Genomic DNA, 15,188 nt, shown 5'->3' with positions numbered 1-15,188 from the left:
AAATGTATGTTCTTTGAAAACTAGATAACAGTGTAGCTCATATTTTTTAATTTTAGTTTGGTTAAGTTAGAAAGGGCGCACGGTGGATGCCTTGACACTAGGAGTCGATGAAGGACGGGACTAACGCCGATATGCTTCGGGGAGCTGTAAGTAAGCTTTGATCCGAAGATTTCCGAATGGGGAAACCCACTATACGTAATGGTATGGTATCCTTACCTGAATACATAGGGTATGGAAGACAGACCCAGGGAACTGAAACATCTAAGTACCTGGAGGAAGAGAAAGCAAATGCGATTTCCTGAGTAGCGGCGAGCGAAACGGAATCTAGCCCAAACCAAGAGGCTTGCCTCTTGGGGTTGTAGGACATTCTATACGGAGTTACAAAGGAACGAGGTAGACGAAGCGACCTGGAAAGGTCCGTCGTAGAGGGTAACAACCCCGTAGTCGAAACTTCGTTCTCTCTTGAATGTATCCTGAGTACGGCGGAACACGTGAAATTCCGTCGGAATCTGGGAGGACCATCTCCCAAGGCTAAATACTCCCTAGTGATCGATAGTGAACCAGTACCGTGAGGGAAAGGTGAAAAGCACCCCGGAAGGGGAGTGAAAGAGATCCTGAAACCGTGTGCCTACAAATAGTCAGAGCCCGTTAATGGGTGATGGCGTGCCTTTTGTAGAATGAACCGGCGAGTTACGATCCCGTGCGAGGTTAAGTTGAAGAGACGGAGCCGCAGCGAAAGCGAGTCTGAATAGGGCGTTTAGTACGTGGTCGTAGACCCGAAACCAGGTGATCTACCCATGTCCAGGGTGAAGTTCAGGTAACACTGAATGGAGGCCCGAACCCACGCACGTTGAAAAGTGCGGGGATGAGGTGTGGGTAGCGGAGAAATTCCAATCGAACCTGGAGATAGCTGGTTCTCCCCGAAATAGCTTTAGGGCTAGCCTTAAGTGTAAGAGTCTTGGAGGTAGAGCACTGATTGAACTAGGGGTCCTCATCGGATTACCGAATTCAGTCAAACTCCGAATGCCAATGACTTATCCTTAGGAGTCAGACTGCGAGTGATAAGATCCGTAGTCAAGAGGGAAACAGCCCAGATCGCCAGCTAAGGTCCCAAAGTGTGTATTAAGTGGAAAAGGATGTGGAGTTGCTTAGACAACTAGGATGTTGGCTTAGAAGCAGCCACCATTTAAAGAGTGCGTAATAGCTCACTAGTCGAGTGACTCTGCGCCGAAAATGTACCGGGGCTAAATACACCACCGAAGCTGCGAATTGATACCAATGGTATCAGTGGTAGGGGAGCGTTCTAAGTGCAGTGAAGTCAGACCGGAAGGACTGGTGGAGCGCTTAGAAGTGAGAATGCCGGTATGAGTAGCGAAAGACGGGTGAGAATCCCGTCCACCGAATGCCTAAGGTTTCCTGAGGAAGGCTCGTCCGCTCAGGGTTAGTCAGGACCTAAGCCGAGGCCGACAGGCGTAGGCGATGGACAACAGGTTGATATTCCTGTACCACCTCTTTATCGTTTGAGCAATGGAGGGACGCAGAAGGATAGAAGAAGCGTGCGATTGGTTGTGCACGTCCAAGCAGTTAGGCTGATAAGTAGGCAAATCCGCTTATCGTGAAGGCTGAGCTGTGATGGGGAAGCTCCTTATGGAGCGAAGTCTTTGATTCCCCGCTGCCAAGAAAAGCTTCTAGCGAGATAAAAGGTGCCTGTACCGCAAACCGACACAGGTAGGCGAGGAGAGAATCCTAAGGTGTGCGAGAGAACTCTGGTTAAGGAACTCGGCAAAATGACCCCGTAACTTCGGGAGAAGGGGTGCTTTCTTAACGGAAAGCCGCAGTGAATAGGCCCAAGCGACTGTTTAGCAAAAACACAGGTCTCTGCGAAGCCGTAAGGCGAAGTATAGGGGCTGACACCTGCCCGGTGCTGGAAGGTTAAGGAGAGGGGTTAGCGTAAGCGAAGCTCTGAACTGAAGCCCCAGTAAACGGCGGCCGTAACTATAACGGTCCTAAGGTAGCGAAATTCCTTGTCGGGTAAGTTCCGACCCGCACGAAAGGTGTAACGATTTGGGCACTGTCTCAACCAGAGACTCGGTGAAATTATAGTACCTGTGAAGATGCAGGTTACCCGCGACAGGACGGAAAGACCCCGTGGAGCTTTACTGTAGCCTGATATTGAATTTTGGTACAGTTTGTACAGGATAGGCGGGAGCCATTGAAACCGGAGCGCTAGCTTCGGTGGAGGCGCTGGTGGGATACCGCCCTGACTGTATTGAAATTCTAACCTACGGGTCTTATCGACCCGGGAGACAGTGTCAGGTGGGCAGTTTGACTGGGGCGGTCGCCTCCTAAAGTGTAACGGAGGCGCCCAAAGGTTCCCTCAGGAATGGTTGGAAATCATTCGTAGAGTGCAAAGGCATAAGGGAGCTTGACTGCGAGACCTACAAGTCGAGCAGGGACGAAAGTCGGGCTTAGTGATCCGGTGGTTCCGCATGGAAGGGCCATCGCTCAACGGATAAAAGCTACCCCGGGGATAACAGGCTTATCTCCCCCAAGAGTCCACATCGACGGGGAGGTTTGGCACCTCGATGTCGGCTCATCGCATCCTGGGGCTGTAGTCGGTCCCAAGGGTTGGGCTGTTCGCCCATTAAAGCGGTACGCGAGCTGGGTTCAGAACGTCGTGAGACAGTTCGGTCCCTATCCGTCGTGGGCGAGGAAATTTGAGAGGAGCTGTCCTTAGTACGAGAGGACCGGGATGGACGCACCGCTGGTGTACCAGTTGTTCTGCCAAGGGCATAGCTGGGTAGCTATGTGCGGAAGGGATAAGTGCTGAAAGCATCTAAGCATGAAGCCCCCCTCAAGATGAGATTTCCCATAGCGTAAGCTAGTAAGATCCCTGAAAGATGATCAGGTTGATAGGTTCGAGGTGGAAGCATGGTGACATGTGGAGCTGACGAATACTAATAGATCGAGGACTTAACCATATAATATGTAGCAATGTTATCTAGTTTTGAAGGAATATGCCTTCATAGTTTGGTGATGATGGCAGAGAGGTCACACCCGTTCCCATACCGAACACGGAAGTTAAGCTCTCTAGCGCCGATGGTAGTTGGGACCTTGTCCCTGTGAGAGTAGGACGTCGCCAAGCAACCTAAAACACGAATCATTTGATTCGTGTTTTTTTGTATTGATAAACAGTACGTAAAAGAAGTAATGATAATACAAACACGTTGCCCAAGAGTTAATCATATTATATAAGAGATTGATGTATATTTTTCTGTAAATTGTTAAGGAATAGAAGTATAAAATATGTCCATTTAAATAGGGAGGGAAGGTTATGAAATCGCAAAGCGAAGTTTGCATTGTTTGTGAGACAGAAAGAAAAGAAGGTATATATGTTTATAATAATTTGATTTGTTATGAATGTGAAAAAGATATGGTGAATACGGAGACAAATGATCCGAAGTATATATATTATTTAAAACAACTTCGAAAATTAGAAGTATCATATTTTTAAATAGGCATATGCCTATTATTTTTTTTGTTCTGTATAATAGATATAGAATGAATAATAAGGAAGAGATATAGATGAATCAAAATCGTATGCCTTTATATGAGGCTTTAATGGAATTTAAAGAAAGACGACCACTATCTTTTCATGTTCCAGGTCATAAGAATGGTTTAAACTTCCCTGAGGAAGCTACAGGAGGGTTTAAAGACATATTATCGATAGATGTAACAGAGTTAACAGGATTAGATGATTTACATAGTCCGTTTGAATGTATAGATGAAGCACAGCGATTATTAGCTGAAGTATATGGCGTGCAAAAAAGTTATTTTTTAATTAATGGTTCAACAGTTGGAAATTTAGCGATGATTTTGTCTTGCTGCGGCGAACATGATATTGTCCTCGTGCAAAGAAATTGTCATAAATCAATCATTAACGCTTTGAAATTAGCAGGGGCTAACCCGGTTTTTTTAAATCCATGGATTGATGAAGTACATAACGTACCAGTAGGTGTTCATGATGAAGCTATCAAGGAGGCCATTACAAAGTATCCGAATGCTAAAGCACTTATTTTAACACACCCTAATTACTATGGTATGGGGATTGATTTAGAGGCAAGTATCGCTTACGCACATGAACATAAAATTCCTGTTCTAGTAGATGAAGCACATGGGGCACATTTTTGCATAGGGGATCCATTCCCAAAGTCAGCATTAGCTTATGGTGCGGATATTGTGGTTCATTCCGCACATAAAACATTACCTGCAATGACAATGGGATCTTATTTACATATAAATAGCCATTTGGTGAGTAAAGAAAAAGTGTCCTCCTATTTAAGTATGCTACAATCTAGTAGCCCATCGTATCCAATTATGGCATCCCTTGATATAGCCCGTTTTGCAATAGCGGTTATAAAGGAAAAAGGTCATGATGATATTGTTGAGTTTTTACGCCGATTTAAAGAAGAATTGCGATCAATCCCGCAAATAGCTATTTTACAATATCCGTTGCAAGATGAATTAAAGGTTACGGTGCAAACTCGCTGTCAGTTATCAGGGTATGAATTACAGTCCGTATTTGAAAAGGTTGGTATATATACGGAAATGGCAGATCCATATAACGTCCTATTTATATTACCGTTACAAGTAAATGGGGAGTATATAAAAGCTATAGAGATAATTCGAGTAACTTTGCAGCAATATAAGGTAAAAGACAAGACAGCATCAATTCGTTATACTTATAAAGGAGAAATTTCTCCTTTACCGTATACGTATAAACAATTAGAGAGATACGAGACGAAGTTAGTATCTATAGAAGAAGCCGTTGGTATGATAGCTGCAGAAATGGTGATTCCGTATCCACCTGGAATTCCATTGATCATGTATGGAGAGAGAATTACTCAGGAACATACAAAGCAAATTACTCATTTAGAGAAAACAGGTGCTCGTTTTCAAGGTAGTACGAAATATATGAACGTGTATGATATAGAAAGTAGGTTTTAGGATGAAGGGATTATTTGTGACAATTGAAGGGCCAGAAGGTTCGGGTAAAACAACGTTAATTAAAAGTTTATTGCCATATTTTGAGCAAAAGGAACAAAAGGTAATGGCGACCAGGGAACCGGGTGGTATTGCAATTTCTGAAGATATTAGAACAATTTTACATAAACAAGAATATACGATGATGGAAGCACGTACAGAGGCACTTTTGTATGCTGCTGCACGTAGACAACATTTAGTGGAAAAAGTTATGCCAGCACTTGAGGAAAACTATCTTGTACTATGTGATCGTTTTATAGATAGCTCTTTAGCGTATCAAGGATATGCAAGAGGCTTAGGTATGGATAAAGTATTTGAAATTAATCGTTTCGCAACGGAAGATTGTATGCCTAGTTTAACAATTTATTTAGACATTGAGCCAGAGGTTGGGTTAGCACGAATTGAAAAAGATGCAGGACGCGAAGTAAATCGACTAGATATGGAAGACATCGCTTTCCATAAACGCGTGCGTGAAGGGTATTTACAAGTTGTAGAGCGCTTCTCTGATCGTATTGTAGTAGTGGATGCTGATCAACCAATGGAAAAACTTATAGAAGAAGTTATTCAGATTGTAGAAGATAAATTGTTATAATAGAAGGAAAGAATGAAATAAGTGAGGTATGCATTATGATAAAGACGTGGGAGCAGCTTTCTGCTATACAGCCCATCGGTGTCAAAATGTTGATGAATAGCATTGCAAAAGAGCGTATATCCCACGCTTACTTGTTAGAGGGAGGAAAAGGGACTGGGAAGTTCGCAACAGCAATTCAAATGGCAAAAAGTTTTCTCTGTTCACAAAGAAATGGTGTAGAGCCTTGTCATGTATGTACGAATTGTCGCCGAATTGATTCAGGTAACCACCCAAACTTACATACTGTAAAACCAGATGGATTATCTATTAAAAAACAGCAAATTCAGGATTTACAAGAAGAGTTTTCAAAAACAGGATTAGAAGCAAATAAAAAAGTATATATTATTGAGCATGCAGATCGTATGACAGCAAATGCAGCGAATACACTCTTAAAGTTTTTAGAAGAACCAAGTAGTGATACAACAGCCATTTTACTTACTGAACAAAGTCATCAGATTTTAAATACAATCTTATCTCGTTGTCAAGTTGTTACATTTAGGCCGTTACCTACAGAATCCTTAATTAAGAGATTAGAGGAAGAAGGTATTACAGTTTCTTTATCTACACTGGCTGCACAGCTTACAAATAGTTTTGAAGAAGCTTTATTAATGTGTAATGATGAATGGTTTGCACAAGCGAGAGCTTTAGTGATAAAATTATGTGAAGCGCTCGAAAAAGATAAGGCCTCTATTTTTTTTGTACAAGAAAAATGGGGAAAGCACTTTGGAGAGAAAGAACAATTACAGCAAGGCTTAGATATGTTACTCCTTATTTATAAGGATTTATTATATGTTCAACTTGGAGAAGAAGATCGTCTTGTTTTTCATGAGCAGAAAGAGATGTTTGAATCCTTTTCTTATGCTCAGAAGCGCATTGTATCAGCTCTCTTTCATATATTAGAGGCAAAAAATAGAATCAACGCTAATGTAAATGCGCAGCTTGTGTTCGAACAGTTAGTGTTGCGGTTGCAGGAGGGATGACCGTTTTGTATGATGTAGTAGGTGTTCGCTTTAAGAAGGCCGGGAAGGTATATTACTTTGATCCAAATCAGTTCGATATCTCAGAAAATGAGTTCGTAATTGTAGAAACGGTAAGGGGTATTGAATACGGAAAAGTAGTTATTACCAAAAAGCAAGTTGATGAAAACGACGTTGTATTACCGCTTAAAAAGGTTATTCGTATTGCAAATGAAAATGATCGTACTATTGTTGAAGAGAATAGACATGCTGCGAAAGAAGCATATCAAGTTTGTCAACAAAAGGTAGGAGAACATAATCTTGATATGAAGCTTGTAGATGTAGAGTATACGTTTGATCGTAATAAGATTATTTTCTACTTTACTGCAGATGGTCGGATTGATTTCCGTGAACTGGTAAAAGACCTAGCAGCAATTTTTAGGACAAGAATCGAGCTAAGACAGATCGGTGTTCGTGACGAAGCAAAAATGCTTGGTGGTATTGGTCCATGTGGTCGTATGCTTTGTTGTTCTACTTTTTTAGGAGATTTTGAACCTGTATCCATTAAAATGGCAAAGGATCAAAATTTATCATTAAATCCTGCAAAAATCTCTGGTTTATGTGGTCGCTTAATGTGTTGCTTAAAATATGAGAATGATGAATATGAGGCAGCAAAGGAACAACTTCCTGATTTAGATCAACGTATACAAACCCCGCATGGTACTGGCCGTGTTATCGGATTAAATATTTTAGAAAGATTAATTCAAGTGGAACTAGTAGACAAGGAACGGATAGTAGAATATACGTTAGATGAATTAATTAATAAAGGGGTCGTTTCGAGTCAAACCACAGATTAATGAGGTGGGTGCTTGTGGAGAAAAAGGATATTTTTGCATCGGTTTCTAGTATGGAAGAGCAAATTGGACATTTATACAAACAGTTGGGAGAATTAAAACAACATCTTGCAGAATTATTGGAAGAAAACCAACATATAAAAATGGAAAATGAAAATTTGCGACATCGTTTTGAAGAAGTGCAGAATAAGGAAAAACAAAAAACTCAAAAACGCAAAGAAATGAAGCCAAAAACAGATATCGGTGAGGGCTACGATAACTTAGCGAGACTGTATCAGGAAGGTTTTCATATTTGCAATCTACATTATGGAAGTGTACGTAAAGAGGGAGATTGTTTATTCTGTCTGTCATTTTTAAATAAAAAGTGAGATTACCTTTCCAATATAATTGGAAAGGTAATTTTTTATACATGAGAGTAGAATGAAATTTATTTTTACATTAATAGAGGATGTAATAGGGTAGGTTAAGTGTAAGAAAGGGAGCAATATATGAATTTATACGAAGATGAACGTTTAGATTACTTATTAGCACAAGATATGAAAATTATACAAAGTCCATCAGTATTTAATTTCTCTTTAGATGCTGTGTTACTTGCAGATTTTGCTTGGGTACCAATTCAAAAAGGTAATTTACTTGATTTGTGTACGGGGAATGCGGTTGTACCTCTTTTATTGAGTACAAGGACAAAGGGAACAATTACAGGTGTAGAGATTCAAGAGCGCTTATATGATATGGGAATAAGAAGCATTCAATACAATAATTTAGAAGAAAGAATTCATTTAATCCATGGAGATTTGAAAGATATGCCGGAGAAACTTGGACGCCATCAATATGATGTTGTAACGTGTAATCCTCCTTATTTTCAAACGCCGCAAACTTCTGAGAAAAACATGAATGAACATTTAGCGATAGCTCGTCACGAAATTATGTGTACATTAGAAGATGTTGTATATGCAAGTAGCCAGTTGGTAAAACAGGGTGGGAAAGTTGCATTTGTACATCGTCCAGGTCGTTTTCTCGATATCGTTACATTGATGCGTAAATATAAAATTGAACCGAAACGTGTGCGATTTGTTTATCCTAAGGCTGGTAAAGAAGCGAATACATTGTTAATTGAAGGAATTAAGGATGGAAATGCAGATTTAAAAATCTTGCCACCTCTTTTTGTATACGAAGAGAATAACGAATATACAGAGGAGATTCGTTCAATTTTATATGGAGACGAATAAGCATTGTTTTTATGTGGTGGAGTGTTCTGATGGAAGTTATTATGCTGGATATACAAATCATATAGAAAAGCGGATTCAGACTCATAATAACGGAAAGGGTGCTAGATATACACGTGCTAGGCTTCCGGTTGTTTTAAAATATGTAGAGGATCATGAGGATAAACGAACGGCTATGCAAGCTGAATATCATTTTAAACAGTTAACGAGGAAACAAAAAGAAGAATACATGCAAAAAGGAGAACGCTATGTGGCAGCAAAAAAGCTTTCAGCAAAATGAAAAGGGAGTTCTATATTTAGTACCAACTCCAATCGGAAATTTAGAGGATATGACATTTCGTGCAATCCGAATTTTAAAAGAGGCAGATATTATTGCTGCTGAAGATACAAGACAAACGAAGAAGCTTTGTAATTATTTTGAAATTGAAACACCAGTTATGAGTTATCACGAGCATAACAAAGGAGTAAGTGGACGAAAAATTTTAGATAAGTTAGAAGATGGTAAGACTGTAGCCATTGTGAGCGATGCCGGTATGCCGTGTATTTCTGATCCTGGTTACGATATTGTTGTAGAAGCTGTAGCAGAACAATATCATGTTATCCCGCTTCCTGGAGCGAATGCGGCTCTTACAGCATTAATTGCATCAGGACTTGAAACAAAGCAGTTTTATTTCTATGGATTTTTGCAAAGAAATAAAAAGGAAAGAAGAATGGAATTAGAGAAGCTTCGTTACGTACAAACTACAATGATGTTTTATGAAGCACCTCATCGTCTAGATGATACTTTAATCTCAATGCAAGAAGTTTTAGGAAATAGGGAAATCGTATTATGTCGCGAGCTAACGAAAAAATTTGAAGAATTTATTCGTGGAACAATTGAGGAAGCGATTGAGTGGACGAAGCAAAATGAAGTCCGTGGTGAGTTTTGTATTTTAGTAGCTGGTTCAACGGAAGAACCTGCTCCAGAAGAACAATGGTGGGAAGCTGTTTCAGTATATGATCATATTGAACATTATATAAATGAAAAAGGCATGAATTCAAAAGAAGCGATTAAAACAGTCGCTAAAGATCGAGATTTGTCGAAAAGGGATGTATATCAAATCTATCATGTCGATAAAAAATAAGCTTCTCATAATTGAGAAGCTTATTTTGCTGTTTCGATATAATCTTGAAGTTCGTTTAAGATTTGCTCAGCGCCTTCTTTGCTTAAGATAATTTTTCCTTCAGCTAAAGATAGGTTACCATCAGATACTTCACCAGTTACTTGGCAAGTCATGTTTGGTTTATATTTTTTTAAGATGATTTTTTCGTCATCAACGTAGATTTCAAGAGCATCCTTTTCTGCAATACCTAAAGTACGGCGTAATTCGATTGGAATTACCACACGACCTAATTCATCAACTTTACGAACGATACCAGTAGATTTCATAATTCTTTTCCTCCTAAATAAATAGTTTATAAGTTACGAGTCTATTTTTTTGATTCGTCATTTTTCGACAAAATACCCTATGGACATATGATACCAATCATTTACATTTCCGTCAATTCTTAAATTCTATATTTTTTAAAAAGATTTATAGATTTCTTACTTCTTATATATAATAGAATGTGGGTAATTACTATAATTATTTCGTTTTATTTTCTGAAAAATATATATATTTCAGAGAAGGGCTGTATAATTTTTAAAAATATGAGTAATAGATGATAAAGATATCGAGCATTAACTCGTTTTTATATGTGAGTTTTTGATATACTGTTTATAAATACATATGAGGTCATCCGGGAGGTCCAAAACAATGACAGAGGAAAATAAGTCCTTTTATATTACTACCCCAATTTATTATCCAAGTGGAAAGTTACACATTGGACATGCTTATACGACAGTAGCAGGAGATGCGATGGCACGATATAAGCGTATGCAAGGATACAATGTTCATTATTTAACAGGAACTGATGAGCATGGACAGAAGATCCAAAAGAAAGCAGAAGAACTAAATGTTACACCACAAGCATATGTGGACAACATTGTATCAGGGATTAAAGAACTTTGGGAGAAGATGGATATCTCTTATGACGATTTTATTCGTACAACTGAAGATCGTCATAAAGATGTCGTTGAGAAAATCTTCAAGCAGCTAGTAGATCAAGGTGATATTTATCTTGATGAATATGAAGGTTGGTATTCTGTACAAGATGAAACATTCTATACAGCGCATCAATTAGTAGATCCAATTATGGAGGGCGACAAAGTAGTTGGTGGAAAAAGCCCAGATAGTGGTCATGATGTAGAGCTTGTTCGCGAAGAGTCTTATTTCTTTAGAATGGGTAAATATGTAGACCGACTATTAAAGTTCTATGAAGAGAACCCTCATTTCATTCAACCAGAGTCTCGTAAAAATGAAATGATTAATAATTTTATTAAGCCAGGATTAGAAGATTTAGCTGTTTCTCGTACTTCATTTGACTGGGGAGTTCGTGTTCCAGGGAACCCAAAACACGTTATTTATGTATGGGTAGATGCTTTGTCTAATTACATTACTGCATTAGGATATGGAACAGAAAATGAAGAGAAATATAAAAAATTCTGGCCAGCAGATGTTCATTTAGTTGGAAAAGAAATCGTTCGTTTCCATACAATTTATTGGCCAATTATTTTAATGGCGTTAGATTTACCACTTCCGAAGAAAGTCTTTGCTCATGGCTGGATTTTAATGAAGGATGGAAAAATGAGTAAGTCAAAAGGAAACGTAGTAGATCCAGTTACACTAATTGATCGTTACGGATTAGATGCATTACGTTACTACTTACTTCGCGAAGTTCCATTTGGATCTGATGGCGTATTCACACCAGAGGGATTTGTTGAACGAATTAACTTTGATTTAGCAAATGACTTAGGAAACTTATTAAATCGTACAGTAGCTATGATTGATAAATACTTTAACGGGGAAATCCCTGCATTTAAAGCGAATGTAACTGAGTTTGATGAAACGCTAGTTACATTTGCGAAGGATACATTGAAAAAAGTAGAAGAGGCAATGGAGAATATGGAGTTCTCTGTAGCACTAAGTTCTATTTGGCAGTTAGTTAGCCGTACGAATAAATATATTGATGAAACACAGCCGTGGGTATTAGCGAAGGATGAGAATGATCGTGAAAAACTTGCGTCTGTAATGGCGCACTTAGCAGAGATACTTCGTCAAACAGGTATTATGCTTATGCCATTCCTAACAGTAGCACCAAGTAAGATGTTTGCTCAACTTGGACTTACTGAAGAGGCACATAAATCTTGGGAAAGCCTATCTACAATTGGATGTATTCCAGCCGGAACAAAAGTAGAAAAAGGAAACCCAATTTTCCCTCGTTTGGAAATGGAAGTAGAGGTAGAGTATATTAAAGAAAAAATGCAAGCCTCTGCTCCTAAAGTAGAAGAGAAAAAAGAAGAAGAACCGAAGGCAGAAGAAATTACAATTGATGATTTCTTTAAAGTAGAATTACGAGTAGCTGAAGTAATATCGGCTGAACCTGTGAAAAAAGCAGATAAGTTGTTAAAAATTCAGCTGGATTTAGGCACAGAAAAGCGTCAAGTTGTTTCGGGAATTGCAAAATTCTACTCACCAGAAGATCTAAAAGGTAAAAAGGTAATTTGTGTAACAAACTTAAAACCTGTAAAATTACGTGGTGAATTATCACAAGGTATGATTTTAGCAGGTGAAGAAAATGGCGTATTGTCATTAGCAACAATCGACCAAAATTTACCGAATGGTACAAAGATCAAGTAATTGAGACAAGAAAAGAGATGTTTCACGTGTAACATGTGTGAAGCATCTTTTTTCTTTTTAAATTCCCTTTTTTTGCATTAAAATTGTAGTATTGTTATCGTTAAGTTAGAAAAGGCTTAATTTTTTTCTAGGATAGAATTGATTTCAATATAAAAGGAGTTATTTATTATGTTGTTTGATACACATTCACATTTAAATGCAGAGCAGTTTGAAGAAGATTTACAAGAAGTTATTGCAAGGATGAAAGAAGCGGGAGTTACATATACAGTTGTTGTTGGATTCGATGAAGTAACAATAAAAAAAGCGATTGAATTAGCTGAAGCCTATGATTTTATTTACGCTGCAGTTGGATGGCATCCCGTTGATGCAATCGACATGACAGAAGAACATTTAGTTTGGTTAGAAGAATTAGCTGCCCACCCTAAAGTAGTTGCTCTTGGAGAAATGGGACTAGATTATCACTGGGATAAGTCTCCAAAAGAAATACAGAAGGAAGTATTCCGTAAACAAATTACATTAGCTAAAAAGGTAAAATTACCGATTATTATACATAACCGTGATGCAACTCAAGATATTGTTGATATCCTAGAGGAAGAGAATGCAGCTGAAGTGGGAGGCATTATGCATTGCTTTAGCGGTAGTGTAGAAGTAGCACAGCGATGTGTCGATATGAACTTTTTAATTTCATTAGGTGGGCCTGTTACATTTAAAAATGCGAAGAAACCGAAAGAAGTTGCTATGGAGATTCCATTAGAAAAATTATTGATAGAGACAGATTGTCCATATTTAACACCACATCCATTTCGAGGGAAACGAAATGAGCCTAGTTATGTAAAACTAGTAGCAGAAGAAATTGCAAATTTAAAAGGAATTTCTTATGACGAGGTAGCACAAATAACAACAAAGAATGCAAAAGCTTTATTTGGTGTCGAATAAAAAAGAGTGGGGGAGTCCCATTCTTTTTTATTTTTTAGGAGAGAGACAGTAGAAATGCTAAGAGCTCATTATTTACTCATAACATAAGTGTAGAAATATTGCGGATAAATTAGGATGGAGATAGAAGTGTTACAATAAGAATAGTGAACAAAGATTTTTCTCTTCTACTTTTTAAAATGTACGATTGGGAAAATAATAATGGAAAAGTCGTCATTTTTTTGTTTTACTAAGTAGAGACGAAACGAGTGTGGAGGCAAGCATGAAAATTAAAGAGATTATCGTTGTAGAAGGTAAAGATGATACAGTTGCGATTAAACGTGCTGTTGATGCGGATACAATCGAAACGAACGGTTCAGCAATCGGTGATCATGTTATTGAGCAAGTTAAATTAGCGCAGCAAAAACGAGGCGTTATTATTTTCACAGATCCGGATTATCCTGGAGAGCGTATTCGAAAAATTATTTCTGACAAGGTTCCTGGATGTAAGCATGCTTTTTTACCGAAGGAAGAAGCACTTGCTAAAAGGAAAAAAGGTGTTGGTATCGAACATGCTTCTAATGAGTCGATTCGCCGTGCTTTAGAGAATATACATGAAGAAATGGAAGCTTACACAAGTGAAATTAGTTGGAGTGATCTAGTCGATGCGGGCTTAGTGGGCGGAGAAATGGCAAAGAGCCGCAGAGAAAGAATGGGTAAGCTATTAAAGATTGGTTATACAAATGCAAAACAGTTACATAAACGTTTACAAATGTTTCAAGTTTCAAAGGAATCATTTGCAGAAGCTTATAAGCAAGTAATACAGGAGGAAAAAAAATGAAGGATATCGCAACACCAAATCGTACAAAAGACATTGTTGAAAAGTATGGATTTTCATTCAAAAAAAGTTTAGGACAAAATTTTTTAATTGATACAAATGTATTAAATCGTATCGTTGATCACGCAGAAATCGGTTCAGAAAGTGGCGCAATTGAAATTGGACCAGGTATCGGTGCATTAACAGAGCAATTGGCAAAACGTGCTAAAAAAGTAGTGGCTTTTGAAATTGATCAGAGATTATTACCAATTTTAGACGAGACGTTAGCTCCATATAGCAACGTTACAGTTATAAATAAAGATGTACTAAAAGCAGATGTACATGAAGTGTTTAGTGAGCAATTCGAAGAAGGACAAGATGTAATGGTAGTAGCTAACTTACCATACTATATTACAACGCCAATTTTATTTAAATTGCTTGAAGAAAAATTACCGGTTCGTGGATTTGTTGTTATGATGCAAAAAGAAGTTGGAGATCGTTTAGCTGCTAAACCTGGAACGAAAGAGTATGGTTCTTTATCAATTGCCATTCAGTATTATACAGAGGTAGAAACAGTTATGACTGTACCGCGTACAGTGTTTGTACCACAACCAAATGTTGATTCTGCGATTATCCGTCTTCTAAAGCGTCCTAAACCAGTTGTAGAAGTGACAGATGAAACTTTCTTCTTTGAAGTAGTACGAGCGAGTTTCGCACAGCGTCGTAAAACGTTAATGAATAATTTATCAAATAATTTAAATGGTTTCCCGAAAGATAAAGAGTTGTTAGACAGAATTTTAACAGAAGTAGGAATTGATCCGAAGCGAAGAGGCGAAACGCTATCTATCGAAGAGTTTGCAACATTAAGTAATGCATTAGTTCTTCATAAATTGTCATAAGAATATGAAAGTGACAGTTCAACTTGAGCTGTCCCTTTTGTCACCTTTCCTTTCCTAAATTCATACTTTAA

General features: G+C 38.2%; 14 protein-coding genes and 2 rRNA genes. 15 read left to right on the top strand and 1 reads right to left on the bottom strand.

Features of this window, described 5'->3' with window-relative positions:
• The first annotated feature begins 59 nt into the window (after positions 1-59).
• From CDB3_RS00270 to rsmI, 11 genes are all read left to right on the top strand, one after another.
• Positions 60-2,981, top strand: a 23S ribosomal RNA gene (locus CDB3_RS00270).
• Between the two features lie 48 nt (positions 2,982-3,029).
• A 5S ribosomal RNA gene (gene rrf / locus CDB3_RS00265) occupies positions 3,030-3,145 on the top strand.
• 189 nt (positions 3,146-3,334) lie between these two features.
• Positions 3,335-3,514: a sigma factor G inhibitor Gin gene (locus CDB3_RS00260; protein WP_000842053.1), complete on the top strand. Its 180-nt coding sequence runs from the start codon at positions 3,335-3,337 to the stop codon at positions 3,512-3,514.
• A gap of 71 nt (positions 3,515-3,585) precedes the next feature.
• Positions 3,586-5,007 (top strand): aminotransferase class I/II-fold pyridoxal phosphate-dependent enzyme, encoded by a 1,422-nt coding sequence (locus CDB3_RS00255; RefSeq protein WP_128853180.1) that lies wholly within the window; start codon positions 3,586-3,588, stop codon positions 5,005-5,007.
• Position 5,008: 1 nt separating this feature from the next.
• Entirely contained in the window at positions 5,009-5,635 is a 627-nt protein-coding gene (gene tmk, locus CDB3_RS00250) for a dTMP kinase (protein WP_000677223.1), read from the top strand.
• A gap of 35 nt (positions 5,636-5,670) precedes the next feature.
• The gene (holB, locus tag CDB3_RS00245) at positions 5,671-6,654 is read left to right on the top strand and encodes a DNA polymerase III subunit delta' (RefSeq protein ID WP_128853178.1); all 984 of its coding nucleotides are present in this window, start codon (positions 5,671-5,673) and stop codon (positions 6,652-6,654) included.
• Between the two features lie 5 nt (positions 6,655-6,659).
• Entirely contained in the window at positions 6,660-7,487 is an 828-nt protein-coding gene (locus tag CDB3_RS00240; protein WP_002107285.1) for a PSP1 domain-containing protein, read from the top strand.
• A gap of 14 nt (positions 7,488-7,501) precedes the next feature.
• On the top strand, positions 7,502-7,852 hold the full coding sequence (yabA, locus tag CDB3_RS00235) for a DNA replication initiation control protein YabA (protein ID WP_000412059.1): 351 nt from the start codon (positions 7,502-7,504) through the stop codon (positions 7,850-7,852).
• Between the two features lie 120 nt (positions 7,853-7,972).
• Positions 7,973-8,713 carry a tRNA1(Val) (adenine(37)-N6)-methyltransferase gene (locus CDB3_RS00230; RefSeq protein ID WP_071745145.1) on the top strand — a complete coding sequence of 247 codons (741 nt, stop codon included), beginning with the start codon at positions 7,973-7,975 and terminating at the stop codon, positions 8,711-8,713.
• Complete coding sequence (locus CDB3_RS00225; RefSeq protein ID WP_016131051.1) at positions 8,700-8,990, top strand: GIY-YIG nuclease family protein; 291 nt, start codon at positions 8,700-8,702, stop codon at positions 8,988-8,990. Before CDB3_RS00230 ends, CDB3_RS00225 begins: the two co-directional genes overlap by 14 nt.
• A complete protein-coding gene (gene rsmI, locus CDB3_RS00220; protein ID WP_128853176.1) occupies positions 8,959-9,834 on the top strand; it encodes a 16S rRNA (cytidine(1402)-2'-O)-methyltransferase in 876 nt (291 codons plus the stop codon). Before CDB3_RS00225 ends, rsmI begins: the two co-directional genes overlap by 32 nt.
• A gap of 20 nt (positions 9,835-9,854) precedes the next feature.
• Here rsmI and CDB3_RS00215 read toward each other — a convergent pair whose 3' ends face one another.
• Positions 9,855-10,139, bottom strand: coding sequence for a transition state genes transcriptional regulator AbrB (locus tag CDB3_RS00215; RefSeq protein WP_000843036.1), 285 nt, complete (start codon positions 10,137-10,139; stop codon positions 9,855-9,857).
• Positions 10,140-10,506: 367 nt separating this feature from the next.
• Here CDB3_RS00215 and metG point away from each other — a divergent pair, with 367 nt between their 5' ends.
• From metG to rsmA, 4 genes are all read left to right on the top strand, one after another.
• Entirely contained in the window at positions 10,507-12,489 is a 1,983-nt protein-coding gene (metG, locus tag CDB3_RS00210; RefSeq protein WP_000134157.1) for a methionine--tRNA ligase, read from the top strand.
• Positions 12,490-12,657: 168 nt separating this feature from the next.
• Positions 12,658-13,425 carry a TatD family hydrolase gene (locus CDB3_RS00205; RefSeq protein ID WP_098765850.1) on the top strand — a complete coding sequence of 256 codons (768 nt, stop codon included), beginning with the start codon at positions 12,658-12,660 and terminating at the stop codon, positions 13,423-13,425.
• Positions 13,426-13,684: 259 nt separating this feature from the next.
• A complete protein-coding gene (gene rnmV, locus CDB3_RS00200) occupies positions 13,685-14,242 on the top strand; it encodes a ribonuclease M5 (protein WP_000692835.1) in 558 nt (185 codons plus the stop codon).
• Positions 14,239-15,117 (top strand): 16S rRNA (adenine(1518)-N(6)/adenine(1519)-N(6))-dimethyltransferase RsmA, encoded by an 879-nt coding sequence (rsmA, locus tag CDB3_RS00195; protein WP_000651555.1) that lies wholly within the window; start codon positions 14,239-14,241, stop codon positions 15,115-15,117. The genes rnmV and rsmA overlap by 4 nt, the downstream gene beginning before the upstream one ends.
• Positions 15,118-15,188: the final 71 nt, after the last annotated feature.

This window comes from Bacillus sp. CDB3, assembly GCF_002081505.1.
Lineage (GTDB): Bacteria > Bacillota > Bacilli > Bacillales > Bacillaceae_G > Bacillus_A > Bacillus_A cereus_AT.
This window is presented reverse-complemented; position numbering and strand designations above follow the sequence as displayed.